The sequence below is a fragment of the Sphingomonas abaci genome (genome assembly GCF_014199625.1).
GTDB classification, from domain to species: Bacteria; Pseudomonadota; Alphaproteobacteria; order Sphingomonadales; family Sphingomonadaceae; genus Sphingomonas; species Sphingomonas abaci.
This window is the reverse complement of sequence record NZ_JACHNY010000001.1, coordinates 358,943-383,868: the sequence shown is the minus strand read 5'-3', so window position 1 is coordinate 383,868 and position 24,926 is coordinate 358,943. Positions and strand designations below refer to the sequence as shown.

General features: G+C 69.8%; 27 protein-coding genes and 1 riboswitch. Of the genes, 17 read left to right on the top strand and 10 right to left on the bottom strand.

Annotation, left to right across the window (positions count from 1 at the left end):
- Positions 1-40 precede the first annotated feature (40 nt).
- The 5 genes from pyrE to GGQ96_RS01690 are packed head-to-tail and all read left to right on the top strand — an operon-like array spanning position 41 to position 3,842.
- Positions 41-625, top strand: a complete 585-nt coding sequence (gene pyrE / locus GGQ96_RS01710; RefSeq protein WP_184110926.1) for an orotate phosphoribosyltransferase — start codon at positions 41-43, stop codon at positions 623-625.
- Positions 626-628: 3 nt separating this feature from the next.
- Positions 629-1,366: a pyridoxine 5'-phosphate synthase gene (locus GGQ96_RS01705; protein WP_184110924.1), complete on the top strand. Its 738-nt coding sequence runs from the start codon at positions 629-631 to the stop codon at positions 1,364-1,366.
- A 13-nt stretch (positions 1,367-1,379) separates the two neighbouring features.
- Complete coding sequence (gene acpS, locus GGQ96_RS01700) at positions 1,380-1,790, top strand: holo-ACP synthase (RefSeq protein ID WP_184110922.1); 411 nt, start codon at positions 1,380-1,382, stop codon at positions 1,788-1,790.
- Positions 1,787-2,758: a signal peptidase I gene (gene lepB, locus GGQ96_RS01695; protein WP_184110920.1), complete on the top strand. Its 972-nt coding sequence runs from the start codon at positions 1,787-1,789 to the stop codon at positions 2,756-2,758. The genes acpS and lepB overlap by 4 nt, the downstream gene beginning before the upstream one ends.
- 1 nt (position 2,759) lies before the next feature.
- Complete coding sequence (locus GGQ96_RS01690) at positions 2,760-3,842, top strand: AI-2E family transporter (RefSeq protein ID WP_184110918.1); 1,083 nt, start codon at positions 2,760-2,762, stop codon at positions 3,840-3,842.
- 13 nt (positions 3,843-3,855) lie between these two features.
- Here GGQ96_RS01690 and ubiG read toward each other — a convergent pair whose 3' ends face one another.
- Positions 3,856-4,605: a bifunctional 2-polyprenyl-6-hydroxyphenol methylase/3-demethylubiquinol 3-O-methyltransferase UbiG gene (gene ubiG / locus GGQ96_RS01685; RefSeq protein WP_184110916.1), complete on the bottom strand. Its 750-nt coding sequence runs from the start codon at positions 4,603-4,605 to the stop codon at positions 3,856-3,858.
- 58 nt (positions 4,606-4,663) lie between these two features.
- Between ubiG and GGQ96_RS01680 the strand changes: the two genes are divergently transcribed.
- Complete coding sequence (locus GGQ96_RS01680) at positions 4,664-5,923, top strand: aspartate kinase (protein WP_184110914.1); 1,260 nt, start codon at positions 4,664-4,666, stop codon at positions 5,921-5,923.
- Between the two features lie 29 nt (positions 5,924-5,952).
- Positions 5,953-6,939 (top strand): NAD(P)H-dependent flavin oxidoreductase, encoded by a 987-nt coding sequence (locus GGQ96_RS01675; RefSeq protein WP_184112144.1) that lies wholly within the window; start codon positions 5,953-5,955, stop codon positions 6,937-6,939.
- 5 nt (positions 6,940-6,944) lie between these two features.
- On the opposite strand, the gene GGQ96_RS01670 is transcribed toward GGQ96_RS01675, so the two are convergent.
- Positions 6,945-7,349 (bottom strand): VOC family protein, encoded by a 405-nt coding sequence (locus tag GGQ96_RS01670; RefSeq protein ID WP_184110912.1) that lies wholly within the window; start codon positions 7,347-7,349, stop codon positions 6,945-6,947.
- A 114-nt stretch (positions 7,350-7,463) separates the two neighbouring features.
- Here GGQ96_RS01670 and ybgC point away from each other — a divergent pair, with 114 nt between their 5' ends.
- The 7 genes from ybgC to GGQ96_RS01635 all read left to right on the top strand — a co-directional run bounded on the left by ybgC (position 7,464) and on the right by GGQ96_RS01635 (position 13,434).
- On the top strand, positions 7,464-7,922 hold the full coding sequence (gene ybgC / locus GGQ96_RS01665) for a tol-pal system-associated acyl-CoA thioesterase (protein WP_184110910.1): 459 nt from the start codon (positions 7,464-7,466) through the stop codon (positions 7,920-7,922).
- Positions 7,919-8,611 carry a protein TolQ gene (gene tolQ / locus GGQ96_RS01660; RefSeq protein ID WP_184110908.1) on the top strand — a complete coding sequence of 231 codons (693 nt, stop codon included), beginning with the start codon at positions 7,919-7,921 and terminating at the stop codon, positions 8,609-8,611. Before ybgC ends, tolQ begins: the two co-directional genes overlap by 4 nt.
- A 4-nt stretch (positions 8,612-8,615) precedes the next feature.
- Positions 8,616-9,041 carry a protein TolR gene (gene tolR / locus GGQ96_RS01655; RefSeq protein WP_184110906.1) on the top strand — a complete coding sequence of 142 codons (426 nt, stop codon included), beginning with the start codon at positions 8,616-8,618 and terminating at the stop codon, positions 9,039-9,041.
- Positions 9,041-10,090, top strand: coding sequence for a cell envelope biogenesis protein TolA (locus GGQ96_RS01650; RefSeq protein WP_184110904.1), 1,050 nt, complete (start codon positions 9,041-9,043; stop codon positions 10,088-10,090). The genes tolR and GGQ96_RS01650 overlap by 1 nt, the downstream gene beginning before the upstream one ends.
- Positions 10,091-10,092: 2 nt before the next feature.
- Positions 10,093-11,502 (top strand): Tol-Pal system beta propeller repeat protein TolB, encoded by a 1,410-nt coding sequence (tolB, locus tag GGQ96_RS01645; RefSeq protein WP_425506680.1) that lies wholly within the window; start codon positions 10,093-10,095, stop codon positions 11,500-11,502.
- 31 nt (positions 11,503-11,533) lie between these two features.
- Entirely contained in the window at positions 11,534-12,055 is a 522-nt protein-coding gene (pal, locus tag GGQ96_RS01640) for a peptidoglycan-associated lipoprotein Pal (RefSeq protein ID WP_184110900.1), read from the top strand.
- A gap of 344 nt (positions 12,056-12,399) precedes the next feature.
- Entirely contained in the window at positions 12,400-13,434 is a 1,035-nt protein-coding gene (locus GGQ96_RS01635; protein ID WP_184110898.1) for a patatin-like phospholipase family protein, read from the top strand.
- Here GGQ96_RS01635 and GGQ96_RS01630 read toward each other — a convergent pair.
- From GGQ96_RS01630 to GGQ96_RS01620, 3 genes are read right to left on the bottom strand one after another with little or no spacing between them, the layout of a single operon-like run.
- Positions 13,419-14,270, bottom strand: a complete 852-nt coding sequence (locus GGQ96_RS01630) for a S1/P1 nuclease (RefSeq protein WP_343058892.1) — start codon at positions 14,268-14,270, stop codon at positions 13,419-13,421. The genes GGQ96_RS01635 and GGQ96_RS01630 overlap by 16 nt on opposite strands.
- On the bottom strand, positions 14,267-15,205 hold the full coding sequence (locus GGQ96_RS01625; protein WP_184110894.1) for an isoaspartyl peptidase/L-asparaginase family protein: 939 nt from the start codon (positions 15,203-15,205) through the stop codon (positions 14,267-14,269). The genes GGQ96_RS01630 and GGQ96_RS01625 overlap by 4 nt, the downstream gene beginning before the upstream one ends.
- 12 nt (positions 15,206-15,217) lie before the next feature.
- The gene (locus GGQ96_RS01620) at positions 15,218-16,387 is read right to left on the bottom strand and encodes an acyltransferase family protein (RefSeq protein WP_343058891.1); all 1,170 of its coding nucleotides are present in this window, start codon (positions 16,385-16,387) and stop codon (positions 15,218-15,220) included.
- A gap of 57 nt (positions 16,388-16,444) precedes the next feature.
- Here GGQ96_RS01620 and ispG point away from each other — a divergent pair, with 57 nt between their 5' ends.
- Both ispG and GGQ96_RS01610 read left to right on the top strand, forming a co-directional pair.
- Positions 16,445-17,569, top strand: coding sequence for a flavodoxin-dependent (E)-4-hydroxy-3-methylbut-2-enyl-diphosphate synthase (gene ispG, locus GGQ96_RS01615; protein WP_184110892.1), 1,125 nt, complete (start codon positions 16,445-16,447; stop codon positions 17,567-17,569).
- Between the two features lie 94 nt (positions 17,570-17,663).
- Positions 17,664-18,164, top strand: a complete 501-nt coding sequence (locus GGQ96_RS01610; RefSeq protein WP_184110890.1) for a GAF domain-containing protein — start codon at positions 17,664-17,666, stop codon at positions 18,162-18,164.
- A 68-nt stretch (positions 18,165-18,232) separates the two neighbouring features.
- On the opposite strand, the gene gcvPB is transcribed toward GGQ96_RS01610, so the two are convergent.
- From gcvPB to GGQ96_RS01585, 5 genes are all read right to left on the bottom strand, one after another.
- The gene (gene gcvPB / locus GGQ96_RS01605) at positions 18,233-19,810 is read right to left on the bottom strand and encodes an aminomethyl-transferring glycine dehydrogenase subunit GcvPB (protein ID WP_184110888.1); all 1,578 of its coding nucleotides are present in this window, start codon (positions 19,808-19,810) and stop codon (positions 18,233-18,235) included.
- Positions 19,807-21,165 carry an aminomethyl-transferring glycine dehydrogenase subunit GcvPA gene (gcvPA, locus tag GGQ96_RS01600; protein ID WP_184110886.1) on the bottom strand — a complete coding sequence of 453 codons (1,359 nt, stop codon included), beginning with the start codon at positions 21,163-21,165 and terminating at the stop codon, positions 19,807-19,809. The genes gcvPB and gcvPA overlap by 4 nt, the downstream gene beginning before the upstream one ends.
- 88 nt (positions 21,166-21,253) lie before the next feature.
- Positions 21,254-21,625, bottom strand: coding sequence for a glycine cleavage system protein GcvH (gene gcvH / locus GGQ96_RS01595; protein WP_184112134.1), 372 nt, complete (start codon positions 21,623-21,625; stop codon positions 21,254-21,256).
- Positions 21,622-22,803: a glycine cleavage system aminomethyltransferase GcvT gene (gene gcvT, locus GGQ96_RS01590; RefSeq protein ID WP_184110884.1), complete on the bottom strand. Its 1,182-nt coding sequence runs from the start codon at positions 22,801-22,803 to the stop codon at positions 21,622-21,624. The genes gcvH and gcvT overlap by 4 nt, the downstream gene beginning before the upstream one ends.
- Before the next feature lie 170 nt (positions 22,804-22,973).
- A riboswitch (glycine riboswitch) is annotated at positions 22,974-23,062 on the bottom strand.
- Between the two features lie 106 nt (positions 23,063-23,168).
- A complete protein-coding gene (locus tag GGQ96_RS01585) occupies positions 23,169-23,843 on the bottom strand; it encodes a hypothetical protein (protein ID WP_184110882.1) in 675 nt (224 codons plus the stop codon).
- A 69-nt stretch (positions 23,844-23,912) separates the two neighbouring features.
- On the opposite strand from GGQ96_RS01585, the gene ispH reads away from it, so the two are divergent.
- Positions 23,913-24,917, top strand: coding sequence for a 4-hydroxy-3-methylbut-2-enyl diphosphate reductase (ispH, locus tag GGQ96_RS01580; RefSeq protein WP_184110880.1), 1,005 nt, complete (start codon positions 23,913-23,915; stop codon positions 24,915-24,917).
- The last annotated feature ends 9 nt before the right edge of the window (positions 24,918-24,926 follow it).

Below are 24,926 nucleotides of genomic sequence, written 5' to 3'. Positions count from 1 at the left end.
GCGGCGGTCTTATCTGCGGCACCATTCATCAGGAGCGACCATGACCGAAGACGAAGTGCTGGCCGAGTTCCGCGCGGCGGAAGCGTTGCTGGAGGGGCATTTCATCCTGTCTTCGGGCCTGCGCAGCCCGCGCTACCTGCAATGCGCGCGCGTGCTGATGGACCCGCGTCGCGGCGCTCGCCTGAGCGAGGCGCTTGCGGCGCGGATCCCGGCCGCGCTGCGGGCGCGGATCACCGCGGTCGTGTCGCCTGCGATGGGCGGCGTGATCGCGGGGCACGAGATGGCACGCGCGCTGGGCGTCGATGCCATGTTCGTCGAGCGGCCGGAGGGAACCTTCGAGCTGCGCCGCGGCTTTCGCCTGAAGCCCGGTCAGCCGGTGCTGATGATGGAGGATGTGGTGACCACCGGTCTCTCCTCGCGCGAGGCGATCGCGGCGATCGGGCGTGCGGGCGGCGAGGTCATCGCGGCCGCCTCGCTGGTCGACCGGTCGAACGGTCATGTCGACCTGGGCGTCCCCTTCTTTCCGCTGATCCGGCTCGACGTGCCCAGCTATGCCGCCGACAGCCTGCCGCCCGAGCTGGCCGCGATCCCCGCGGTCAAGCCCGGCAGCCGGGCGGCGGCTTGACCGGTGGCGCACGACCTGCGCCTGGGCGTCAACATCGATCATGTCGCCACTGTCCGCAATGCGCGCGGATCGGGCTATCCCGACCCGGTGCGCGCCGGCGTGCTGGCCGCCGAGGCAGGGGCGGACGGCATCACCGCGCACCTGCGCGAGGATCGCCGCCATATCACCGATGACGACATCGCCCGGCTTGCCGCGACGCTGACCGTCCCGCTCAATTTCGAGATGGCGGCAACCCAGGAGATGCTGGCGATCGCGCTGCGCCACCGGCCGCACGCCGCCTGCATCGTGCCTGAAAAGCGCGAGGAGCGGACGACCGAGGGCGGGATCGACGCCGCCGGACAACAGGAGCGCCTGGCCCCCTTGGTCGGACAGTTGCGCGAAGCGGGCATCCGGGTGTCGCTCTTCATCGAGCCCGATCCACGCCAGATCGCGGCGGCGATCCAGCTCGGCGCGCCGGTCGTCGAACTCCATACCGGCCGTTACGCGGAACTGCACGGGGTCGAGCCGGGCGATGGCGCGGAGGAATTGCGCCGCCTGACCGATGCCGCCGCGCTGGCCGCCAAGAACGGGATCGAGGTTCATGCCGGCCATGGCCTGACCTATGACAATGTCGGCCCGATCGCCGCGATACCGCAGGTGCGCGAGCTCAACATCGGCCATTTCCTGATCGGCGAGGCGCTGTTTACTGGCCTGGGCGAGGCGGTGCGGCGAATGCGGCGCGAGATGGACGCGGCGCGGTGATCGGACCGGCTGCATGATCATCGGCCTGGGCTCCGATCTGTGCAATATCGAGCGGATCCAGGCCTCGCTCGACCGGTTCGGCGCGCGCTTCGAGCAGCGCGTCTTCACCGAGGTCGAACTGGCCCGCGCCGCCCGCCGGCCGTTCACCCGCGCCGGCACGCTGGCCAAGCGCTTCGCCGCCAAGGAGGCCTTCTCCAAGGCGGTCGGCACCGGCTTTCGCGACGGCGTGTTCATGCGCGACATCGGTGTCGTCAACGCCGCCTCGGGCGCGCCGACGCTGGCACTGACCGGCGGCGCCAAGGCGAGGCTTGACGCCTTGACCCCGCCGGGCCACGGCGCGCGCATCCACCTGACCATGACCGACGATCATCCCTGGGCGCAGGCCCTGGTCGTGATCGAGGCTTATCCGGACGCAATCGAATGAAGGACGCGGTGTTGGACGGCAGCAACCCCCAGGGCGGTCCCCAGAGCGCCCCCCCGAGCGACGGGGTCCTCGATCCCGCCGCGCCCCCGGCCAGGCGCAAGGGCACGGACTGGTGGGCCGAGGTGAAGGGGATCTTCTGGCTGATCCTGATCGTGCTGGGCTTCCACAGCTTCATCGCCAAGCCCTTCTACATCCCGTCGGAATCGATGCTGCCCGGGCTTCAGGTCGGCGACCGGCTGGTGGTGTCGAAATTCGCCTATGGCTGGTCCTATGTGTCGCCCACCATCCCCAACCCGCTCGCGATCTTCCGCAGCGTCGTACTGCACGAGCCGGTGGATAGCTGGGGCGTGCCGATCCCCTTCATCCATGGCCGGCTGTTCGGATCGCTGCCCGATCGCGGCGACGTGGTGATCGTGACGCCGCCGGGCACGCATACTGATTACATCAAGCGCGTCGTCGGCCTGCCGGGCGACCGGTTGCAGGTGCGGGGCGGCACCCTCTTCCTGAACGGCAAGGCGGTGCAGCGCGGGCCGATCCATTACGAGGATATCCCGGTCGACACCAACAGTCCCTGTTCGCCCGCCGAATATCCCGGCGCGCTGATCACCAAGCCGGACGGCAGCGCCGTCTGCCACCTGCCGATCGTCACCGAAACGCTGCCCAATGGCCGCCGCTACGACACCGTCGAACTGGGCTGGAGTCCGGGCGACGATTACGGCCCGATCACCATTCCCGCCAACCACGTCTTCCTGATGGGCGACAATCGCGATCGGTCCGCGGACAGCCGCTATCCGTCGAGCGAGCAGGGGCTGGGCGGTCCGGTGCCGTACGAGAATATCGGCGGCCGCGCCGAGTTCATCACCTTCAGCCTGGACGGCGATTCGACGCTCAATCCGCTGACCTGGTGGGGCGCGCTGCGCAGCGGTCGCGCGGGCACCTCGCTCCATCCCGCCCAGACGGAGAAATAGCATGGCCGAGGCGCAGCCCGCCGACCCCGCAGCGCGGGAGACGTCGAGCCCGGTCGAGCTGCGCGACCCTGGCACCCGTCGCGAGGTGAAGCGCGCGGCGATCTGGCTGGGCATGGCGCTGGGCATCGCGCTCGTCGTGCTGCTGATCCAGCCGATCCTGGTGATCTTCGCGGGCATCGTCTTCGCGACCCTGCTCGACGGCGGCGTCCGGCTGCTCGGCCGGGTGTTGCCGATCGGGCGCGGCTGGCGGCTGCTGATCGTGGTACTGCTGGTGCTCGCCTTCCTGCTGGGCACCTTCTATCTGACCGGCATGCAGGTGACGCAGCAGGTGATGCAACTCCGCTCGACGCTGGAGGCGCAGGCGCTAAAGGTCACGGGCTGGCTGTCGGCGCAGGGGTTGATGCCCGGCGCGTCGGACGTCAGCGGGTTGCTGCGCCAGGCGGCGGGGTCGATCGGCCGGCTGACCAGCTGGCTGGGCACGGCCGTGGGGGCGATCACCAGCCTGTTCATGATGATGATCATCGGCCTGTTCCTGGCGATCGACCCGCAGGGCTATGGGCGCGGCCTGCAATGGCTGGCGCCGAGCGACATGCGCGCCGAGTTCGGCCGTACGCTGGAGCATATGGGCAGGACGCTGCGCAAGCTGCTCGCCGGCCGCCTGCTCGGCATGGCGTTCGAGGGCGTGATGACGGGCATCGCATTGGGGGTCGGCGGCGTGCCGATGGCGATGCTGCTCGGCATCATCGCCGGCATCCTGGCCTTCATCCCCAATATCGGGGCGATCATCACCGGCGTGCTGATGGTCGCGGTGGGGTTCAGCGCGGGTACGCACACCGGCTTTTGGGCGATCGGCACCTATCTGATCGTGCAGACCCTGGACGGCTATGTCGTGGTGCCGATGGTCGCCAAGCGCACCGTCGACCTGCCGCCGGCGCTGACGCTCGGCACGCAGATCATGGCGAGCGCCCTGTTCGGCATCTTGGGCTTGGCGTTGGCCGACCCCTTCACCGCCGTGGTCAAGGCGGGGCTGGAACGCGCCGCCGAGCGCAACGACGAAGAAGCGGGCGCGACGACCGGGGCATGACGCCCCGGCGGCCTCAGGAGTGCGTGACCGTGACCAGATAGTCGAGCGCGGTTGACGACCCCAGCGCAAAGCCGCGGGTAGGCGAGAAGACCAGGCCAGTGACGTCGCGCACCGCCAGGCCCTCGCTCGCCAGCAGGGTGGTGAGTTCGTCGGGCGTCAGGAACTTGTCCCAGTCGTGCGTCCCGCGCGGGATGGCGCCGACCGCCTCCGCCGCGTCGACCAGCGCGAAGCGGGACAGGGCGGTGCGGTTGGGGGTGGACAGGATCATCAGCCCGCCCGGCGCCAAGGCGCCCGCCAGCCCGGCGACGAAGGCGGCGGGCCGCGCGACATGTTCGATCACCTCCAGGCAGGTCACCAGGTCGAACCGCTCACCGGCCAGATGCTCGACGCTGCCCGCGCGGTAGTCGATCGTCAGACCGCCTGCCGCGGCATGGGCGGCGGCGGCGGCGATGTTCTCCGGCGCGGCATCCAGCCCGGTGACGGCGGCGCCCATCCGCGCCAGCGGCTCGCACAGCAGCCCCGCGCCGCAGCCGACATCCAGCGCGCGTTTGCCCTTGAGCGGCGCGAAGCTGGTCGCATCGCCGTCCCAATGCGAATCGATGGCTGCGCGGACATAGCCGAGCCGCACCGGATTGAGCCGGTGGAGCATCGCCGACGACCCCCGGGGGTCCCACCATTCGGCCGCCAGCTTGCCGAAATGGGCCGCTTCGGCGGGAAGGATCGAACTGCTTGCGGGTGCCGGGGCGGCGGCGTCACTTGTCATGGCCATTTTCGCTACCTATCAGGGCCGCCGCTTCCACCCAAGGAGAATGGCACCGAGCATGGCGCGTATCGTGATGAAGTTCGGCGGCACGTCGATGGCCGGGATCGAGCGCATCCGGAGCGTCGCCGCGCGCGTCAAACGCGAGGTCGATGCCGGAAACCAGGTCGCGGTCGTCGTGTCGGCCATGGCGGGCGAGACGGACCGGCTGGTTGGCTTCTGCCGCGAGGCCTCGGCGCTCTACGACCCGCGCGAATATGACGCGGTCGTCTCGTCGGGCGAGCAGGTGACCAGCGGTCTGCTCGCCATCGCGCTTCAGGCGATCGGCGTGCCCGCGCGCTCTTGGCTCGGCTGGCAGCTCCCGATCCACACCGACGACGCCCATGCCAAGGCGCGGATCGGCACGATCGACACCGCCGCGCTCGACGCCAGCCTGGCGCAGGGCGAGGTGGCGGTGATCCCGGGCTTCCAGGGCGTGTCGGCGGACAACCGCATCACCACGCTTGGCCGTGGCGGCTCCGACACCTCCGCGGTCGCGGTGGCGGCGGCGATGAAGGCGGACCGGTGCGACATCTACACCGATGTCGACGGCGTCTATACGACCGACCCGCGCATCGTGCCCCGCGCGCGCAAGCTGCACCGCGTGACGTACGAGGAAATGCTCGAACTCGCCTCGGTGGGGGCGAAGGTGCTCCAGACCCGCTCGGTGGGTCTGGCGATGAAGGAACAGGTCCGCGTCCAGGTATTGTCGTCCTTCACTGGCGACGATGCCCCGATGGCGGACACGCTGCCCGGTACGATGATCGTGGGCGAAGAGGAGATCGACGACGTGGAACGCCAGCTCATCACCGGCATCGCGCACGACAAGAACGAGGCCAAGATCACGCTGGTCGCGGTGCCGGACAAGCCCGGCGCGGTGGCCGCGATCTTCGAACCGCTGGCGGCGGCGAACATCAACGTCGACATGATCATCCAGAACATTGCGCACGACCATGGCTCGACCGACGTGACCTTCACGGTGCCCTCGGCGGACCTGGCCCGCTCGATGGAGGCGCTGAATCAGGCGCGCGGCGCGATCGGCTTCACCGACCTCAGCCACGATACGCGCGTCGCCAAGATCTCGGTGGTGGGCGTCGGCATGCGCAGCCATGCCGGCGTCGCCTCGACCATGTTCACGACCCTGGGCGCACGCGGCATCAACATCCAGGCCATCTCCACCTCGGAGATCAAGGTCAGCGTGCTGATCCACGAGGACGAGACCGAGCTCGCGGTCCGCGTGCTCCACACCGCCTATGGCCTCGACGCCGAGGTGGGGGCTTGACGATCGGGCAGGAGCGGCTCCAGCGCCGCATGGCGCGCGGCGCGGACTTCCTGGGCAGCGAGGTCGCGATCATGGCCGGAGCCATGTCGTGGGTCAGCGAGCGCAACCTGGTCGCGGCGATGTCCAATGCCGGTGGGTTCGGTGTGATCGCGTGCGGCGCGATGACCCCGGCGCTGCTCGACGCGGAGATCGCGGGGACGAAGGCGCTGACGGCCAGGCCGTTCGGCGTCAACCTGATCACCATGCATCCCGACCTGTTCGAACTGATCGCGGTGTGCGGCCGGCACGGGGTCGGCCATGTCGTGCTCGCCGGCGGCCTGCCGCCCAAGGGCGCGCTGGAGGCGATCAAGGCAACGGGCGCGAAGGTGATCTGCTTCGCGCCGGCGCTGTCGCTGGCCAAGAAGCTGATCCGTTCGGGCGTCGACGCGTTGGTGATCGAGGGGATGGAGGCGGGCGGCCATATCGGCCCCGTCTCGACCAGCGTGCTGGCGCAGGAGATGCTGCCGGTGATCGCCGATCAGGTGCCGGTGTTCGTGGCGGGCGGGATCGGGCGGGGCGAAGCGATCGCCGGCTATCTCGACATGGGCGCCGCCGGCGTCCAGCTCGGCACGCGGTTCGTCTGCGCAACCGAGTCGATCGCGCATCCCAATTTCAAGCGCGCCTTCATCCGCGCCTCGGCGCGCGACGCGGTGGCGTCGGTGCAGATCGATCCGCGGCTGCCGGTCATTCCGGTGCGCGCGCTGAAGAATGCCGGGGGCGAGCTGTTCACCGCCAAGCAGCGCGAGGTCGCCCAGTCGCTCGACGAGGGCGCGGTGGCCATGGCCGAGGCGCAGCTCCAGATCGAGCATTACTGGGCGGGGGCGCTGCGCCGCGCGGTGATCGATGGCGATGTCGAGCATGGCAGCGTCATGGCCGGCCAGTCGGTGGGCATGGTCACGCGCGAGGAGCCGCTCGCCGACATCATCGCCGAGCTGATGACCGAGGCGGCCGGCGCGCTGGAGAAGCGGGCGGCCTGACCCGCCTAACGGCAAATGGGCGATCCGATCGACCAGCGATGGCCGAACGGATCGCTCACCTGACCATAACGGTCACCCCAGAACTGGTCGCCGACCTTCATGGTCAGCGTGGCGCCCGCCGCGACGGCGCGATCGGTCCAGCGGTCGGCGTCATCGACCTGCAGGTGCAGCGTCACGCCTTGCGGGGCCGGCTCGGCATGGCCGCGCCATTCGGGAAACTCGTCCGACAGCATGATCCAGCCGCCATTGATCCGCAGCGATGCCTGCATCAGCCGCTGGCCGTCCTCGGCGACGTTGCGTTCCACGATCTCGGCGGCGAAGGCGCGCTGGTAGAAGGTCAGCGCCTCCGCGCCGCGCCGCTCGCTGATGGTGAGGAAGGGCGTGACTCCGCTGACGGGACGTTCGGCCATGGCGTCTCTCCTGTTGCCGCGTACTGATCGGCATCATGCGTAATTCGACCGCCGGCCGGCGGCAATCATGGTGCGGGGTTCCACCCGTGGAAAGGTTGCGTTAACGGCAGGGGCATGACCGGGCCGGATCAACCGATGGCGGGGCATTTCACGGGAGGCGAGCATCGCCTGCCGGTGCGCGTCTATTACGAGGATACCGACCTGTCGGGCGTGGTCTATCACGCCAATTACCTGCGCTACATGGAGCGCGCCCGGTCCGACATGCTGCGCGAAGCCGGGATCGACCAGCGCGCCGCAGTCGAGGCTGGCGAGGGGGCCTATGCGGTCGCCGACCTGCATATCCGCTATCTGGCACCTGCCCGGCTCGACGATGCCCTGATCGTGGCATCGACCTTGGTCGAGGTGACGCCGGCCCGCGTCGTCATTCATCAGACAGTCAGGCGCGACGCGGTTCTACTCGCGCAAGCGCGGGTGGTCGTGGCGTTCGTCGCGCCCACCGGCCGGCCGCGCCGCCAACCGCGCGGCTGGCTCGACATCTATACCCAGTTGCTGGCTCAAGGGGGCCCGAAATGAATCCGGTGTTCAACATGGATGCGGCGACGCTGTCGCCGGTCGCGCTGTTCCTTCAGGCCGATGTGGTCGTGAAGCTGGTGATGCTTGGCCTGCTCGCCGCCAGCATCTGGACTTGGGCGATCATCATCGCCTTTGTCGGCCGGCTGCGCCGCACCCGGCGCGAGATGGCGCGGTTCGAGCGCGATTTCTGGAAGGCGGACGATATCGACGCCTTCCACAAGGCGGAGGCCAGTCTCGACATCCCCAGCGCCCGCGTCTTCGCCGCCGGCGTGCAGGAGTGGCGGCGCTCCACCGCGCACGAGCCGATCGACCGCGACGGCACGCGCGAACGGCTGGCGACCGCGATGGGCGCGGCCTCCGCGCTGGAAATCGACAAGCTGTCTGACCGGTTGAACGTGCTGGCGACGGTCGGTTCGGTCGCACCGTTCGTCGGGCTGTTCGGCACGGTCTGGGGCATCATGCGCGCCTTCACCGGCATCGCCTCGGCGCAGAATTCGTCGCTGGCGGTGGTCGCGCCCGGCATCGCCGAGGCGCTGTTCGCGACCGCCATCGGCCTGTTCGCCGCCATCCCCGCCGTGATCGCGTACAACCGGTTCAGCCACGGCGTGAACAAGGTCGAGGCCTCGCTCCACCGCTTCGCCGACGGCTTCCACACCACGCTGTCGCGCCAGCTGGACGGGGCGCGGTGAGCCCGTGGCGATGAACCTGCCCTCCGGCCGCAAGGGCCGGCGTGCGCCGATGGCGGAGATCAACGTCACGCCGCTGGTCGACGTGATGCTGGTGCTCCTGATCATCTTCATGGTCACCGCGCCGCTGCTGACCACCGGCGTGCCGGTGAATCTGCCCGACACGCGCGCCAAGGCGCTGGACCAGGACCAGGAGCCGATCGCGGTGTCGCTGGACGCCGAGGGCCGGCTCTATGTCGGAGATGACGAGATCACTGAGGCGGCGCTGCCCGCGCGGCTCGATGCGATCCGCGCTGCCGCCAAGGGAGCCGAGCCGCCGCAGGTCTATCTGCGCGCGGACAAGGCGCTGGATTACGGCAAGGTGATGCGGGTCATGGGCGAGCTCAATCGCGCCGGCCTGAACCGCGTCGCGCTGGTGACGGTGGAAGGCTGATGGACCGCCGCGAGAAGATCGCGCTCGGGGTCGCGGTCGCGGGGCATGGCGTGCTCTTCGGCCTGCTCTCGGTCGGGTTTCTCGCCACGCCGAATCCGCTGAAGCTCAGTCACCCGCCGATCGACATCTCGCTGGTCCCCGACGTCGCGCTGGAACAGACCTCGCCGACGCCGAACCAGCCGCCTGCGCCTTCCGTCGCCCCCGACCAAGGTGCGCCGGAAGAGGCCGCCGCGCCCAAAGCGGAATCCGCGCCGGAGCCAGAGCCTGCACCGGAGCCCGCACCGCCGGAACCGGCCCCGAAGCCGGCTCCTGCGCCGAAACCCGCGCCACCCAAGCCCGCGCCCGAACCGGTGCGGGCGCCTGCGCCCAAGCCCGCGCCTGCGCCGAAGCCGGTGCCCAAACCTCAGCCCCGGCCGAAGCGCCCGACCCCGGCGGCCGAACCGGCCAAGCCGCAGCCCAAGGTGGCAGCCAAGCCCGCGCCCGCGCCCGCCAAGGCTGCTGCCAAGCCGTCGCCCGCCAAGCCCGCCGCCGCGCCCGCCAAGGCGAAGCCGGACGCCAAGCCCGCCGCCGCCAAGCCGGCTGCGACCAAAGGCGAGGGCAAGTCGGCCACCGCCACCGCGGCCAAGCCGCGCGGCTCGCGGCTCGGCGCCGATTTCCTGAAGGGCCTGAGCGACACGCCGTCGCCCGCCAAGGCCGCCGCCGCGCCCGCCGCCAAGATGGGCGCGCAGGCCGCGGCGAATATCGGATCGGCGATCAAGCGCCAGGTCCAGCCCTGCGCCAACCGCCAGGTCTCGCCCGGCCCCGGCGCGGAGCGGATCCGCGTCGCGATCAACCTGCGCCTGAACCGCGACGGCAGCCTGGCGTCGCGGCCGCGCGTCGTCGGCCATACCGGCGTCGATGACGAAAATCGCCGCTACGTCGAGCGGGTCGACGATCTGGCGATCGCGACCTTCGTCGGCTGTTCGCCTTTGCGCGATCTGCCGCCCGAGCTTTATGACGTGCCCAATGGCTGGAGCAATTTCACGCTCCGCTACAATCTGCTGGGTTGAGGATGACCATGTTCCGCAAGACACTGACGCTCGCCCTGCTGCTCGGCACCGCCGCCGCGATGGCGCAGGAGCCGGCCGCGCCGCCGCCGCAATCGACCCCGCAAGCCGCCGCGCCGGCTCAGGCGCAGCTTCCCGCCGACGACCAGGCCGGCGGCTTGATCGTCGATGTCGAGGGCGGCACGTCGCAGCCGACGCCGATCGCCATCCCGGTCATGCCGACCCCCGCCGTGGTCCAGACGCCGGCCGGCGCGACCGATACGCTCGGCCGGCAATTGTCGGACATCGTCGCCAACGACCTGCGCAATTCGGGCCTGTTCACGCCGCTGTCGCCGGGCCAGTTGCGCGCGGTCGGCTTTCCGGAGGTGACCGCGCCCGCCTTCGACTATTGGCGGGGCACGGCGGCGCAGGCGCTGGTCCAGGGCTATGTCCGCGCCAATGGCGACGGCACGCTGACGGTCGGTTGCTATCTCTACGACGTGTCGGCGCAGCGCGAGCTGGTGCGCCAGGGCTTCGTGGTGCCGCCGGCCGACTGGCGGCGCGCCGGGCACAAGTGCGCCGACACCGTCTATTCGCGCCTGACCGGCGAGAAGCCCTATTTCGACAGCCGCGTCGTCTATGTTTCGGAGACGGGGCCGAAGGGCAAGCGCATCAAACGGCTGGCGATCATGGACCAGGACGGCGCCAACCACCGCTTCCTGACCAACGGCCAGTCGATCGTGCTGACGCCGCGCTTCGCGCCGAACCAGCAGTCGATCGTCTATATGAGCTACGAGAACGACCGGCCGTCCATCTATGTCTACGACCTGGGATCGGGGCGGCCGCGCCGGGTGGTGCAGAACGCCAACCTGACCTTCGCGCCGCGCTTCTCGCCCGATGGCCGCTGGATTCTGTTCTCGATGGCGGTCGGCGGCAATACCGACATCTACCGGGTGTCGTCGCAGGGCGGCACGCCGCAGCGGCTGACCAATTCGCCCGGCATCGACACCGGCGGCAGCTATTCGCCCGACGGATCGCGCATCGTGTTCGAAAGCGACCGGTCGGGTGGGCAGCAGATCTACACGATGAACGCCGACGGTTCGAACCAGCAGCGCATCAGCTTCGGCGGCGGCCGTTATGCGACGCCGGTATGGAGCCCGCGCGGCGACCTGATCGCTTTCACCAAGCTGGCCGGCAATTTCCGCATCGGCGTGATGAGCCCATCGGGCGGCGGTGAGAAATTGCTGACCGACAGCTGGTCGGACGAGGGGCCGAGCTGGTCGCCCAATGGCCGCGTCATCACCTTCTATCGCTCCGGGCGCGGGGCGAGCGGCGCGGCGCAACTGTGGATGGTCGACCTGACCGGCGTGAACGAGCGTCGCATCCCGACCCCGCTGGGCGGCTCCGATCCCGCCTGGGGGCCGCTGCGTCCCTGAATGCCATCATGCCTTTGTAGGGAGTAATGCCATGACCAAGCTGAAGACCGCGATCCTGATCGGCACCGCCACGCTGGCGCTGGCCGGCTGCGCCAAGAAGCGTCCCGCCGTGCTGCCGCCCGCGCCGACCGAGACGCCGAGCACCGCTGGCCAGACGGGCCCCGGTGGTCCGATCGGCAGTGGCGTGGCGCCGGGCAGCGACGCGGACTTCCAGCGTTCGGTGACGTCGAACACGATCCATTTCGGGCTCGACCAATATGACATCGATCCGCAGGCGCGCGCGATCCTCGATAGCCAGGCCGAATGGCTCCAGCGCAATCCCAATGTGCGGATCACCATCGAGGGGCATTGCGACGAGCGCGGCACGCGCGAATATAATCTGGCGCTGGGCGACCGCCGCGCCAATGCCGCCAAGAACTATCTGGCCGCCAAGGGTGTTTCGCCCAGCCGGATGACGACGATCAGCTATGGCAGCGAACGCCCGATCGCGCTGGGCTCCGACGAAGCTGCCTATGCGCAGAACCGTCGCGCGGTCACGATCGTGCTGGGGTGATCGGAGGGGGAGGCCGGTCGGACGCGGCCTGCGCCTTCTCGGCTCTCATGCCGGATGATCGGCAGGCCGGGCCAGACCCACTGCACCATCCCGGCGGGGCGGGGCCTTTGCAGAAGTCGACCTTCCACCCCCGAAGCCCTCCACCCCGGCGGAAGCCGGGGTCCAGTCACGGAACGACCCGAAAGACCTGCAGCCGTTTCCTAACTAAATCCCGGCCTTCGCCGGGATGGTAAGAGAGGCTATTGCAGAGCATAGGGTCGAAGGATGCATGGGCATCGTCCCTTGGACCCGCACGGCGCCCGCGACCGTTCGAACGATCGACACCGGCCGTACGAGGATCGCCCATGCACCCTGCCACAAGGTCGTTCGCGCTGGTCCTGGGCGGCGGCAATGCGCTCGGGGCCTATCAGGCGGGCGTGTACCAGGCGCTGGATGAGGCCCGGCAGCGGCCGGACTGGATCGCCGGCACCTCGGTGGGGGCGGTCAACGGCGCGGTGATCGCCGGCAACGCCGAGGACGTCCGGGTCGCCCGCTTGCGCGACCTGTGGCAACCCTCCGCGATCAGTGACGGACTCGACTGGCCGAGCGGCGGCGAGACGCTGCGCCGCACTGCCGCCGTCGCCGCGACGATGATCGCCGGGCGCCCAGGGCTGTTCGCGCCGGTCGGGCCGCTCGGCTCCTGGTGGCGACCCGATCCGCTGGCCGCCGCGCCGGGGCTGTTCGATCAGGCCGCGATGAGCGACACGCTTGCCCGGCTCGTCGACCCGGATCGGCTGAACGGCGGCACACCGCGCTACACGGCCTGCGCCGTCGACCTGACGACCGGCGAGGATCGCTTCTTCGACAGTACCGAAGGCCGCGTCGCCATCGCGCATATCCGCGCCAGCGCCGCGCTGATGCCGACCTTTCCGCCGGTCGATGTCGACGGGCGGCTGCTGGTTGATGGCGGCGTGTCGGCGAACGTGCCGCTCGACGCGGTGCTGCGGTCGCCGGGCGACGGACCGCGCTTCTGCCTGGCGGTCGACCTGATGCCGGTCCGAGGCGGCCGCCCGCACGGACTGGGCGAGGCGGCGGGGCGGGCGCAGGACCTGATGTTCGCGGTGCAGACGCGGCGGGCGATCGATCATTGGCGGCACGTCTATGCGCATGACCCGGCCTATGCGGGGCGGTCGGTCACACTCGCGCGGCTGGCCTATCGCGACCAGGAGCGGGAGGTCGCGGGCAAGGCGATGGACTTCTCGCCCGAGACCATCCGCCAGCGCTGGGACGCCGGCCGGCGCGACGCGGCGGCGCTGCTCGACCGCCTGGCCGCCGGCGCGCTCCCGATCGGCGCGCCGGGCCTGACGGTCGTCGGCAACGAGGATCAGCCGAGCGACTGATCGAGCAGCCGGGCGAGGCGCAGGCCGCCCTTCACCACTTCCTCGCGCGCGACCGGGATCAGGCGCTCGATATCGGCCTCGCTCATCGTCATCCGCGCTGGCGTCGGGCGGCAGGGATCGCCGTGCATCGCGACCGTATAGGCCTGTTTGGCGACGCTCCAGCTCTCGCGGCTCCAGTCGGTGGTGCTGCCGCGCGCCAGGCGGGCGCGCACCGCGGGCGGATAGCGTTTGACGATGCGCGGCGGGCTGGAGATGGCGCGCTCCGCCAGCAGCCCGTCCCAGACCGAATGGAGGTTGAGGCGCGCCGGGTCATAGGCGCCATAGCTGGTCTTGGCGTCGTTGCCGCCTTTGTCGCCCTTGTCGCCGGCATGGAGCGGCTGGTGCAGGTCGCCGACGAAATGCACCAGGAAGGCAAGCGCCATCACCCGGTCATGCGCGCTCGCCTTGCGATCCGCGAGGAGGCGACGCTGGCGGTCGATCTGGGTCGAGACGCAAGCGCCGTCCTTGCAGGCCGGCTGCAGGTCGAAATCGGCGCAGATGCTGACATTCTGATAGTGCCAGCTATAGGCATAACCGAAGCGCGACTGGCCGTTCGCATCCTTCAGCGGCTTGACGCAATCGGGCCAGACGCTCGCCTCCTCGATGGTCCGCGCCGGGCATTCGGGCGTGTCGAGCCGGGCTTGCGCCGCCAGGATGCGGGTGATCGCGGCTCGGGTCTTGGGCGTCACATTGTCCCAGGCGATCGCCGCCACCGTCTGATGGCCATATTCCCAATAGGCGCTGGCCGGGCTGGCGAGCAGGGCGGCCGTCGCCAGGGCCGCGATACGCTTGATCACGCTTCGTCTCCGTAGATCGCGACCTGTCTGGCGCCGGTGGAGTCGGCGCGGCCGCGGAACATTCCGCTTGTATTGAAATGCCATAGCGCCTGTCCATCGGGGGTGGCGACGATCACGCCGCCGGTGCCGCCCATCTCCCTGACGCCGGCGAGCACGGTGCGCGTGGCGGTGGCCGCATCTTCGCCGAGCAGGCGGATGCGCGCGCCGATCTCGTGTCCGACGCTTTCGCGGATGAAGAATTCGCCCGATCCTGTGGCGGAGACGGCGCAGGCCCGGTCGTCGGCATAGGTGCCGGCCCCAATCACCGGCGAATCGCCGATCCGGCCCCAGCGCTTGCCGGTGACGCCGCCGGTCGAGGTGGCGGCGGCGACATGCCCGTCCGTGTCGCAGGCGACCGCGCCGACCGTGCCGTATTTCATGTCGACATCGAACCAGCTTTCGCCGTCGGCCTTTGCTTTCATCGCCTCCAGTTGCGCGCGGCGCGCGGGCGTGGCGAACCAGTCGCCATCCGCCTGCTCCAGACCCTGTTCGGTCGAGAAGATGTCCGCGCCGCGCCCGGCCAGGAAGACGTGCGGGCTGTGCTCCATCACCGCGCGGGCGAGCGCGACCGGGTGACGGGTCGCGCTGACCGCCGCCACCGCGCCCGCGCGCCGGTCGCGCCCGTCCATGATCGCCGCATCCAGCTCGATCGTGCCGTCATAGGTGAAGACGGCGCCGCGGCCGGCGTTGAAGCTGGGATCGTCCTCCAGCACTTCGACAGCCGCCGCCACCGCGTCGAGCGCCGACCCGCCCGTCGCCAGGATCGCACCGCCCGCATCCAGCGCACGCGCCAGCGCGGCGCGGGCGGCGGCATCATAGGCGTCGCCGATCACGTCGCGCGCCAATTGCCCGGCGCCGCCATGGATCATCAGGCTCCAGCGGGGAGGGGTGGTCATGACGGATCGATCCTAGAGCAGGGCCGGTCGCACCGGCCGGGGGTGGAGGCGAAGCCCGATCAGCGGGCGCAGCCAGCGGATGCGGCGGCCGCCATAATAGAAGGCGGCGCAACCCGCGACCGTGGCGGCGACCAGGATCGCGAACTCGGCGGCGAAGGGCAGGCCGGCCGGCATCAGCCAGAGCGCGACCAGCACGATGATCGTCTGGTGGACGAGGTAGAAGGGGAACACCGCCTCGGTCAGCGTCGCCCGCGCCGGATGATCGCGGTTGAGGAAGCGGGTGGCGAGGCCGATCAGCGCGACGATCGCGCCCCATTGCTCGGCGGCATGGGCGATGCCGTAGCGAACGTAGAGCGCCGGTCCGAACGGCCCGATCCAGCGCAGCTCGACCCCGGCGACGAAGCCATAGCCGGCCAGCGCCATCACGGCTCCGAGCGGCCACCAGCGGCGGATCGCCGCCATGGCGGCGGGCGATCCGGCCAGGCCGAAGCCGAACAGGAACGCGGGCAGGTAGCTGATGTGCGCGATGCCGTCGCCGAACAGCGCATGCGTCTCCGCCGCCATCGCGAACCAGCGGGCGTGGATGAAGGCGTACCAGGCGAAGGGCAGGAGGACGACGCCGATCCCGCCCAGCCAACGGCCGAACAGCCGGTCGAACCCGTCTTGCAGCCGGCCGAGCCGCAGGCACGCGACGACCAGCGCCAGCATCAGCGTGTAGAGCCACAGATAGGCGACGAACCACAGATGGTTCCAGCTCGGCAGATCGAGCCCGCCGATCGTGGAGAAGCGAAAATAGTCGCGCGTCCAGAAGGTCCAGTAGCCGGCCTGGTAGCCCGCCTTGCTGACCAGTTCCGCCCAGGGCTGGGGCGGCACGATCACCGCGATGCCGAAGGCCAGCGGCAACGCCAGCCGCTTGCTCCGCCCCCAGGCGAAATCGCCGGGCGATCGGCTGCGCGCGAGCAGCGCGCGGCTGGCATAGCCGGAGACCACGAACAACAGGCTCAGCCGCCAGGCATTGACCAGCAGCATCGGCACCGTGATCCAGCTTTCGGCATGGGCGGACTTCACATGATAGTTCCAGTCCGCGAACACCATCGCGATATGGTAGAGGATCAGCAGCGCGAAGGCGCCGACCCGCAGCCAGTCCATGCCATAATGTCGCGGGAATTTCGCTACAGTCACGCCTGCGCCCTACAGGCTTGTCTTTGAACCGCAACCCGCACGCTGTATATGGGGGCCATGTCCATTCGTCCCTGGCGGGATATCCACCGCCGCCACAGCCGCCAGATCATGGTCGGCGCCGTTCCCGTCGGCGGCGATGCGCCCGTCACCGTGCAGACCATGACCAACACGCCGACCAGCGATCCGGTCGCCACGATCGACCAGATCCGTCGCTGCGAAGAGGCGGGAGCGGACATCATCCGCGTCTCCTGCCCCGATGTGGAAAGCACCGCCGCGCTGCGCCAGATCACCCGCGCCGCGCGCGTGCCGATCGTCGCGGACATCCATTTCCACTACAAACGCGCGCTGGAGGCGGCGGATGCGGGCGCGGCCTGCCTTCGCATCAATCCCGGCAATATCGGCTCGTCGGAGCGGGTGGCGGAGGTGGTGCGCGCCGCCAAGGCCAATGGCTGCGCGATCCGCATCGGCGTGAACGGCGGCAGCCTGGAGAAGCACCTGCTCGAGAAATATGGCGAGCCGTGCCCCGACGCGCTGGTCGAGTCGGCGCTCGACCATATCAAGCTGCTTCAGGACCACGACTTCCACGAATATAAGGTCGCGGTGAAGGCCTCCGACCTGTTCCTGGCGGTGGCCGCCTATCAGCAACTGGCCGAACAGGTCGACTGCCCGCTGCACCTGGGGATCACCGAGGCGGGCGGCTTCGTCGGCGGCACCGTCAAGTCGGCGATCGGCATCGGCTCCCTGCTTTGGTACGGCATTGGCGACACGATCCGCGTCTCGCTTTCCGCTGAGCCGGAAGAGGAAGTGCGCGTCGGCTTCGAAATCCTGAAGGCGCTGGGAATCCGCAACCGCGGCGTCCGCGTCGTGTCCTGCCCGAGCTGCGCGCGCCAGGGCTTCGACGTGATCCGCACCGTCAGCGTGCTGGAGGAACGGCTGCAGCATATCCGCACGCCCATGTCGCTGTCGGTGCTGGGCTGCGTCGTCAACGGCCCCGGCGAGGCGCGGGAGACGGACATCGGCATCACCGGCGGCGGCAATGGCCGGCACATGGTCTATCTGTCCGGCGTCACCGACCATCATGTCCAGGACGAGGGCATGATCGATCACATCGTCGCATTGGTCGAAGCCAAGGCGGCCGAGATCGAAGCAGCGTCGGAACGGGCCGCGATCGCGGCGGAGTGATCGGCGGCCCGCGACGGGCCGCCCCATATGGACGTCACAAGACGGTGCGCACCGGCAAGAGCCGGGCGCTGAGCCGTTGATGAGAGGCAACGGAATGACGAGCGAACGACGCCGCCTTGCGGCGCTGCGCGGCTATGCGATCCTGGACAGCACGGCCGAGCCGGCTTTCGACGAATTGATCGCGCGGGTCGCGGCGACGTTCGACATGCCCTGTGCGATGCTGTCCTTCCTCGACGCGCATCGGCAGTGGCACAAGGCGCGGGTCGGGGTGGCGGAGGCGGAGATCCCGCGTGCCTTCTCCCTCTGCACCCACAGTATCCTGTCGGACACGGTGACGGTGCTGCCGGATGCGGCGGCGGATGCGCGGTTCGTAGACCATCCGATGGTGGCCGGCGAATGCGGCATCCGCTTCTACGCGGCCGCGCCGGTGCGGACGGCGGAGGGCGCGGCGATCGGCACCGTCTGCGTCTTCGATCACCAGCCGCATCCGCCGTTGTCGGGGCAGGGCCAGTTGCAGCTTGCCAGCTTTGCGCAGGAAGCGCTGGATTTGCTGGACCGCCGGCTGGCCAGGCTGGCGTTGCGGCCGGCGGCTTAGGACTTCAGTTGCCCCTGGCGGAGGGGCGGGTTGCCACCTCCCCCGGCGGGGGAGGTGTTAGAGAGCGCTCACTCCGCCGCCGCCGCCACCGGCGTCGGCTCCTTCCACACCAGGATCGGCTTGCGCGCGGCGCGCGTCTCGTCGAGCCGGGCGCGGGGAGCGAAGTGCGGCGCGGTCTTCAGCGCCTGGTCGCCCGCCTTGGCCCGCTCCGCCACCGAGCGCAGCGCGCCGATGAACTGGTCCAGCGCCGCCTTCGATTCGGTCTCGGTCGGCTCGACCAGCATCGCGCCGTGGACGACCAGCGGGAAATACATGGTCATCGGGTGGAAGCCCTCGTCGATCAACGCCTTGGCGATGTCGATCGTCGAGAAACCCTCGGCGAGGCCGGCATCGGAGAAGATCGCCTCGTGCATGCACGGGCCACTCCGGGCGAAGGGGGCGTCGAGCGTGTCCTCCAGCGAGCGCAGCACGTAATTCGCGTTGAGCACCGCATCCTCGGCGACCTGGCGCAGGCCGTCCGCGCCATGGCTGAGGATATAGGTCAGCGCGCGCGTGAACATGCCCATCTGGCCGTGGAAGGCGACCATACGGCCGAAGCTGTCGGCATGATGATCCTCGGCATTCTCCTCCTCGACCAGGCGGAAGCCGGCGTCGGTCTGCTCGACGAAGGGCAGGGGCGCGAAGGGGGTCAGCGCCTCGGAGAAGACCACCGGCCCGGACCCCGGCCCGCCGCCGCCATGCGGGGTGGAGAAGGTCTTGTGCAGGTTGATGTGCATCGCGTCGACGCCGAGATCGCCCGGCCGCACCCGGCCGACGATCGCGTTGAAGTTCGCGCCATCGCAATAGACGTATCCGCCGGCCGCATGGACCGCGTCGGAAATGGTCTTCAGGTCGCGCTCGAACAGGCCGCAGGTGTTGGGGTTGGTGATCATCACCCCCGCCACGTCCGGCCCCAGCCGGGCGATGAGCGCGGCGGTGTCGACCCGACCATCGGCGGTGGCGGGAATGTCCTCCACCGAGAAGCCGGCGAAGGCGGCGGTGGCGGGGTTGGTGCCATGCGCCGATTCGGGGACCAGGATCACCTTGCGATGGCCCTCGCCGCGCTTCTCCAGCGCCGCCTTGATCGCCAGGATGCCGCACAGCTCGCCATGCGCGCCCGCCTTGGGGCTCATCGCCACCGAGGTCATGCCGGTCAGCGTCACCAGCCAGTGCGCGAGCTGGTGGATCACCGCGAGCGCGCCCTGGACCGTGTCGACCGGCGCGAGCGGGTGGACGTCGCTGAAGCCGGGCAGCCGCGCCATCTTCTCGTTGAGGCGTGGATTATGCTTCATCGTGCACGAGCCGAGCGGGAAGAGGCCCAGGTCGATCGCGTAGTTCTGGCGGCTGAGGCGCGTATAATGGCGCACCGCCTCCGGCTCGGCGAGACCCGGCAGGCCGATCGGCGCGGAGCGGGCGAGGCCGCCCAGCCGGTCCCCTGCGGGCGCGGCCGCGACACCGGTGAAGTCGACACCGGTCGTCTCGGTATCGCCGATCTCGAAGATCAGCGCTTCCTCCAGCATCAGCGCCTTGTTGCCGGTGAAGGTCGGGGCGCCGGCGCCGCCGGCCTGCGGCGCGGTCGGGCGCCAGCCGCTCTGGTTGATGCTCATGCCAGTACCTCCTGGAGCGCGGCGGCCAGGGTTTCGACATCCTCCGCCGTGGTGGTTTCGGTGACGGCGACGACCAGGCCGTTCGCGAGGTCGCCCTCGCCCGGATAGAGGCGGCCGAGCGAGACGCCGGCCAGGATGCCGCGATCGGCCAGCGTGCGGACGACCGGGCGCGCCTCTTGGGACAGGTTCAGCGTGAATTCGTTGAAGAAACGGTCGGTGACCAGCTCGACGCCCGGCACCTGCGCCAGCCGCTCGGCCGCGGCGACCGCGCCCGCATGGTTGATCGCCGCCAGCCGGCGCAGGCCCGCTTCGCCGAGCAGCGTCATGTGGATCGAGAAGGCGAGCGCGCACAGCCCCGAATTGGTGCAGATGTTCGACGTCGCCTTTTCGCGGCGGATATGCTGCTCGCGCGTCGACAGCGTCAGCACGAAGCCGCGCCGGCCATCCGCATCGACCGTCTCGCCGCACAGGCGGCCCGGCATCTGGCGGACATATTTGTCCTTGCAGCCGAACAGCCCGACATAGGGACCACCGAACTGCAGGCCGACGCCCAGCGACTGGCCCTCACCGACGACGATGTCGGCGTCCATCTCGCCGGGCGAGCGGATCGCGCCCAACGCCACCGGCTCGGTGACGACGGCGATCAGCAGCGCCTTCTTCGCGTGGCAGGCATCGGCGAGCGGCGTCAGGTCCGCGATGCGGCCGAGAATGTCCGGATACTGGACGACCACGCAGGAGGTGTCGTCGTCGATCTTCGCGATCAGCGCGTCGAGGTCGCCCTGCGCCGACAGCACCGGCGACGCGGTGTCGAGCTGGTCGCCGGTATACTTGGCCATCGTCCTGGCGACCGAGACATAATGCGGGTGCAGCCCGCCCGACAGGATCGCCTTGCCCCGCCGGGTGATGCGGCGCGCCATGCCGATCGCCTCCCAGCAGGCGGTCGAGCCGTCATACATGGACGCGTTGGCGACGTCGGTCCCCAGCAGGCGCGCGACCTGGGTCTGGAACTCGAACAGCATCTGCAGCGTGCCCTGCGCGATCTCGGGCTGATACGGCGTATAGGCGGTCAGGAACTCGCCGCGCTGGATCAGGTGGTCGACGCTGGCGGGGACATGGTGGCGATAGGCGCCCGCGCCCAGGAAGAAGGGGACTTCGCCCGCCACCGTATTGCGGCGCGCGAGCGCGGTCATGTGCCGCTCCACCGCCAGTTCGGAGGCATGGCCGGGCAGGTCGGCGATCGGGCCGGACAGGCGCGCCTCTTCGGGCACGTCGACGAACAGGTCGTCGATGGAACTCGCGCCGATGACGGCGAGCATCGACTCGCGGTCGGTAGGGGTAAGCGGCAGGTAGCGCATGCGGTGCAACTCCCCCCCTCCCGGACCGGGAGGGGGAAGGGGGTGGGAGGGATCCGGGCGACGCGATCCGCCCGGACCCGAAACAGGATCAGAGCTTGGCGACGAACGCCTCGTAGGCGCCTTCGTCCATCAGCTCTTCCAGCTCGCTTTCGTCGGACAGGGTGATGCGGAAGAACCAGCCCTCGCCATCCGCGTCCGAATTGACCAGGTCGGGCTGGTCGGCGAGCGCGGCGTTGCCCTCCAGCACGGTGCCCGAGACGGGGGTGTAGACGTCGGAGGCGGCCTTGACCGACTCGACCACCGCCGCCTCGTCGCCCTTGGCGAGCTGACGGCCCTCAGCGGGCACGTCGACAAAGACGATGTCGCCGAGCTGGCCTTGCGCATAGTCGGTGATGCCGACGGTGCCGATCGCGCCGTCGACGTCGATCCACTCATGATCCTCGGTGAAGTAACGCATTATTGTGCTCCCTGACGAACATAGCGATGGGGGACGAAGGGCATGGCGGCGACCACCGCCTCATGGACCTTGCCGCGCTGGACCAGGCGGACGCCGGTGCCGGGCGCGGCGAGGTCGGTCGGCACATAGGCCATGGCGATCGCGCCGCCGAGCGTGGGGGCGAAGCCGCCGCTGGTGACGCGGCCGATCACCGCGCCATCGGCATCGACCACCGATGCGCCCTCGCGCACCGGCTGGCGGCCGGTGACGAGCAGGCCGACGCGCTTCACCGCCGGACCGCGCTCACGCTCGGCCAGGATGCGCGCGGCGCCGGCGAAATCGGCCGCCTCGCGGCGCTTCTTGGCGAGCGCGAAGCCGAGATCGGCCATGACCGGCGTCGTTTCGGGGTCGAGGTCGTGGCCGTAGAGCGGCAGTCCCGCCTCCAGCCGCAGCGAGTCGCGCGCGCCGAGACCGATCGGCCGGATCTCCGGCTGCTCCAGCAGCGCGTCGGCGAAGGCGGCGACCACCTCTGCCGGGACCGAGATCTCCAGACCGTCCTCGCCGGTATAGCCGGAGCGGCTGACCCAGAGCGGCGTGCCGTTCCATGCGAAGGCCCCGGCGGTCATGAACACCAGCGAATCGACGCCGGGCACCAGCCGCGCGACGGTGGCGACCGCCTTGGGCCCCTGCACCGCGAGCAGCGCCTGCTCGTCCTGCAGGTTGATGGTGATGTCGTCGGGCAGCGCTTCGAGCAGATGGCCGATGTCGTCGTACTTGGTCGCGCCGTTGACGACCATGTAGAGTTCGGTGCTGGAGGTGCCATCCTCGTCGGTGCTGGCGCGGCGCGTGATCATCAGATCGTCGAGCACGCCGCCCTCGTCGTTGAGCAGCAGCGAATAGCGCATCCGACCCACGCCCAGGCCCTGGATGTCGCCGGGCAGCACCGCCTCCAGCGCGCGGTCGACATTCTCGCCGGTCAGGACGAGCTGGCCCATATGGCTGACGTCGAACAGGCCGGCGGACTCGCGCACCCATAGATGCTCGGCCATGATGCCTTCATATTGGACGGGCATGATATAGCCGGCGAAGGGCACCATCCGGCCACCATGGGCGCGGTGCCAGGCGTCGAGCGGCAGCAGCTGCGGCTCCTCCTGGTCCTCGGGGGCGTCTTCGACGTTCAGCAGCGTTTCCGCATCGGACATTCGGCCGTTCTCCAAAAAGGGCGATACGGCGGCGCCAGGCGCCGCACGAAATTCGAACCCCCTCTGTCACGGGACCTGAGAGCTTTCGCCGCCGGCGCGTCGACGCGTCCGTTGTCGGCTTACCCCTTCGGTGGTCGCCCTGAAAGGGCAACGCTTTCCAGAGTGTCGTGCGGCCCCGCGCGGTCCTTTGTGCCTGAGAGATTCCGGGGCGGTTGCTCCTTCGGCGGCCCTGAAAGGGGCGCTCTCCCGCGCGAGGCATCGACGTTGCATTCGCTCTGGCCAGCCGCGTCGCCCCTGTCAACGGGGGATGCGCCGGCCATCACGGAACTATAGGCCCCGCCGTGCGTGCCCCGCCAGGAAGCGCCTCAGCGCGAGGCGTTGTAGCGGAGCTGCGCATCGGTGAGCTGGAAGCCGACCAGCGCCTCGAAGCTGGCGGACAGCACCGCCTTGCGCACCTCGGGCTTGGACAGCGGGTCGGTCGCGGCATCCTCGTCGCCGGCCTTGCGGCGGCGGGTCAACTGGTCGCGCACCTCCTGCGGCAGGGTGGCGGCGCTGCGGGCGATGCTGGTGGTGGCGGAACCGCTGACCTGCGCGCGCGCCTGCCCGGCGGCGAACTGCACGGTGACGCTGCCGATCCGCTTCGCCACGACCATGTTGCCGCCGCGCACGATGGCGATGAAATAGGGCAGGGTGACGGTCCGCGCCGAGTCGGTGCGGATGCGTCGCGCCTGCACGTCGAAGGTCACGGTGGTGACGACGTCATTGCCCTGGTCGTTGCAGCTGCCGCGGACGTTGGTCATCACCGCGACCGTATCGATCGCATTCTCGTCCTGGCTGGTCGGCGGATCGAACAGCGTGACGTCGCCGGTCGCGGCCGGCACGCCGACCACCGGACAGGCGGTGCGGACGGCGGTGATGCCGCCGGTGGCGTCGATTTCGCCCGTGGTCTTACAGCCGGCGAGCAAGGTCGCCGCGGCGAGGGTGGGGAGCAGGATCTTCACGGACAACGCGGCACCTCTAAGGGTCGGGGCCGCGCACATGGCGGCCGGCAATTCCGCCCAATAGGAAGCGGCTTGGACCCGCGCAAGCAATCGCGTAGAGCGCGAGCCATGCAGGCCCCCCTTTCGGAACCCGTCGCCGCTCCCGCACCGCCCCCGGTGTCGCCAAGCGAGAAGCCCGCGCTGGAATTGCTGATCGCCGCGCCGCGGGGCTTCTGCGCCGGCGTCGACCGCGCGATCCGCATCGTCGAACTGGCGATCGAGAAGCATGGCGCGCCGGTCTATGTCCGGCACGAGATCGTCCACAACAAGTTCGTGGTCGACCGGCTGCGCGCGATGGGCGCGGTGTTCGTCGAGGAACTGGACGAGGTGCCGGACGACGCGCCGGTCGTCTTCTCCGCGCATGGCGTGCCCAAGTCGGTGCCGGCGGCGGCGCAGGACCGGGGACTGGACTATCTGGACGCAACCTGCCCGCTCGTCTCCAAGGTGCATCGCCAGGCCGAGCGGCTGGTGAAGGACGGCCGCCACATCATCTTCATCGGCCATGCCGGCCATCCCGAGGTGATCGGCACCTTCGGCCAGACCCCGCCGGGCACGATGAGCCTGATCGAGACGGTCGCGGATGCCGAGGCGTTCATGCCGGCCGACCCGGCCAATCTCGCCTTCCTGACCCAGACGACCTTGTCGGTCGACGACACGGCGGCGGTGGTGGCGACGCTGCAACGGCGCTTCCCGCTGATCGCCGCGCCGCGCGGCGAGGATATCTGCTACGCCACCTCCAACCGCCAGGCGGCGGTGAAGGCGATCGCCGCGTCGTGCGACGCGATGCTGGTGATCGGCGCGCCCAATTCGTCCAACTCGGTCCGGCTGGTCGAGGTGGCGGAGCGCGAGGGGACGCCGGCGCTGCTGATCCAGCGCGCCAACGAACTGGACTGGACCTTCCTGCACGGCGTCGGCACGCTGGGCATCACCGCCGGCGCCTCCGCGCCCGAGCTGCTGGTGCGCGAGCTGGTCGACCGGCTGTCGCTCCGCTTCGACGTGACCGAGCGGGAGGTGGAGACCAACCGCGAGACGATCGCGTTCAAGCTGCCCCGCGGCCTCGACCCCGACGCCTGAGCTTCGTTC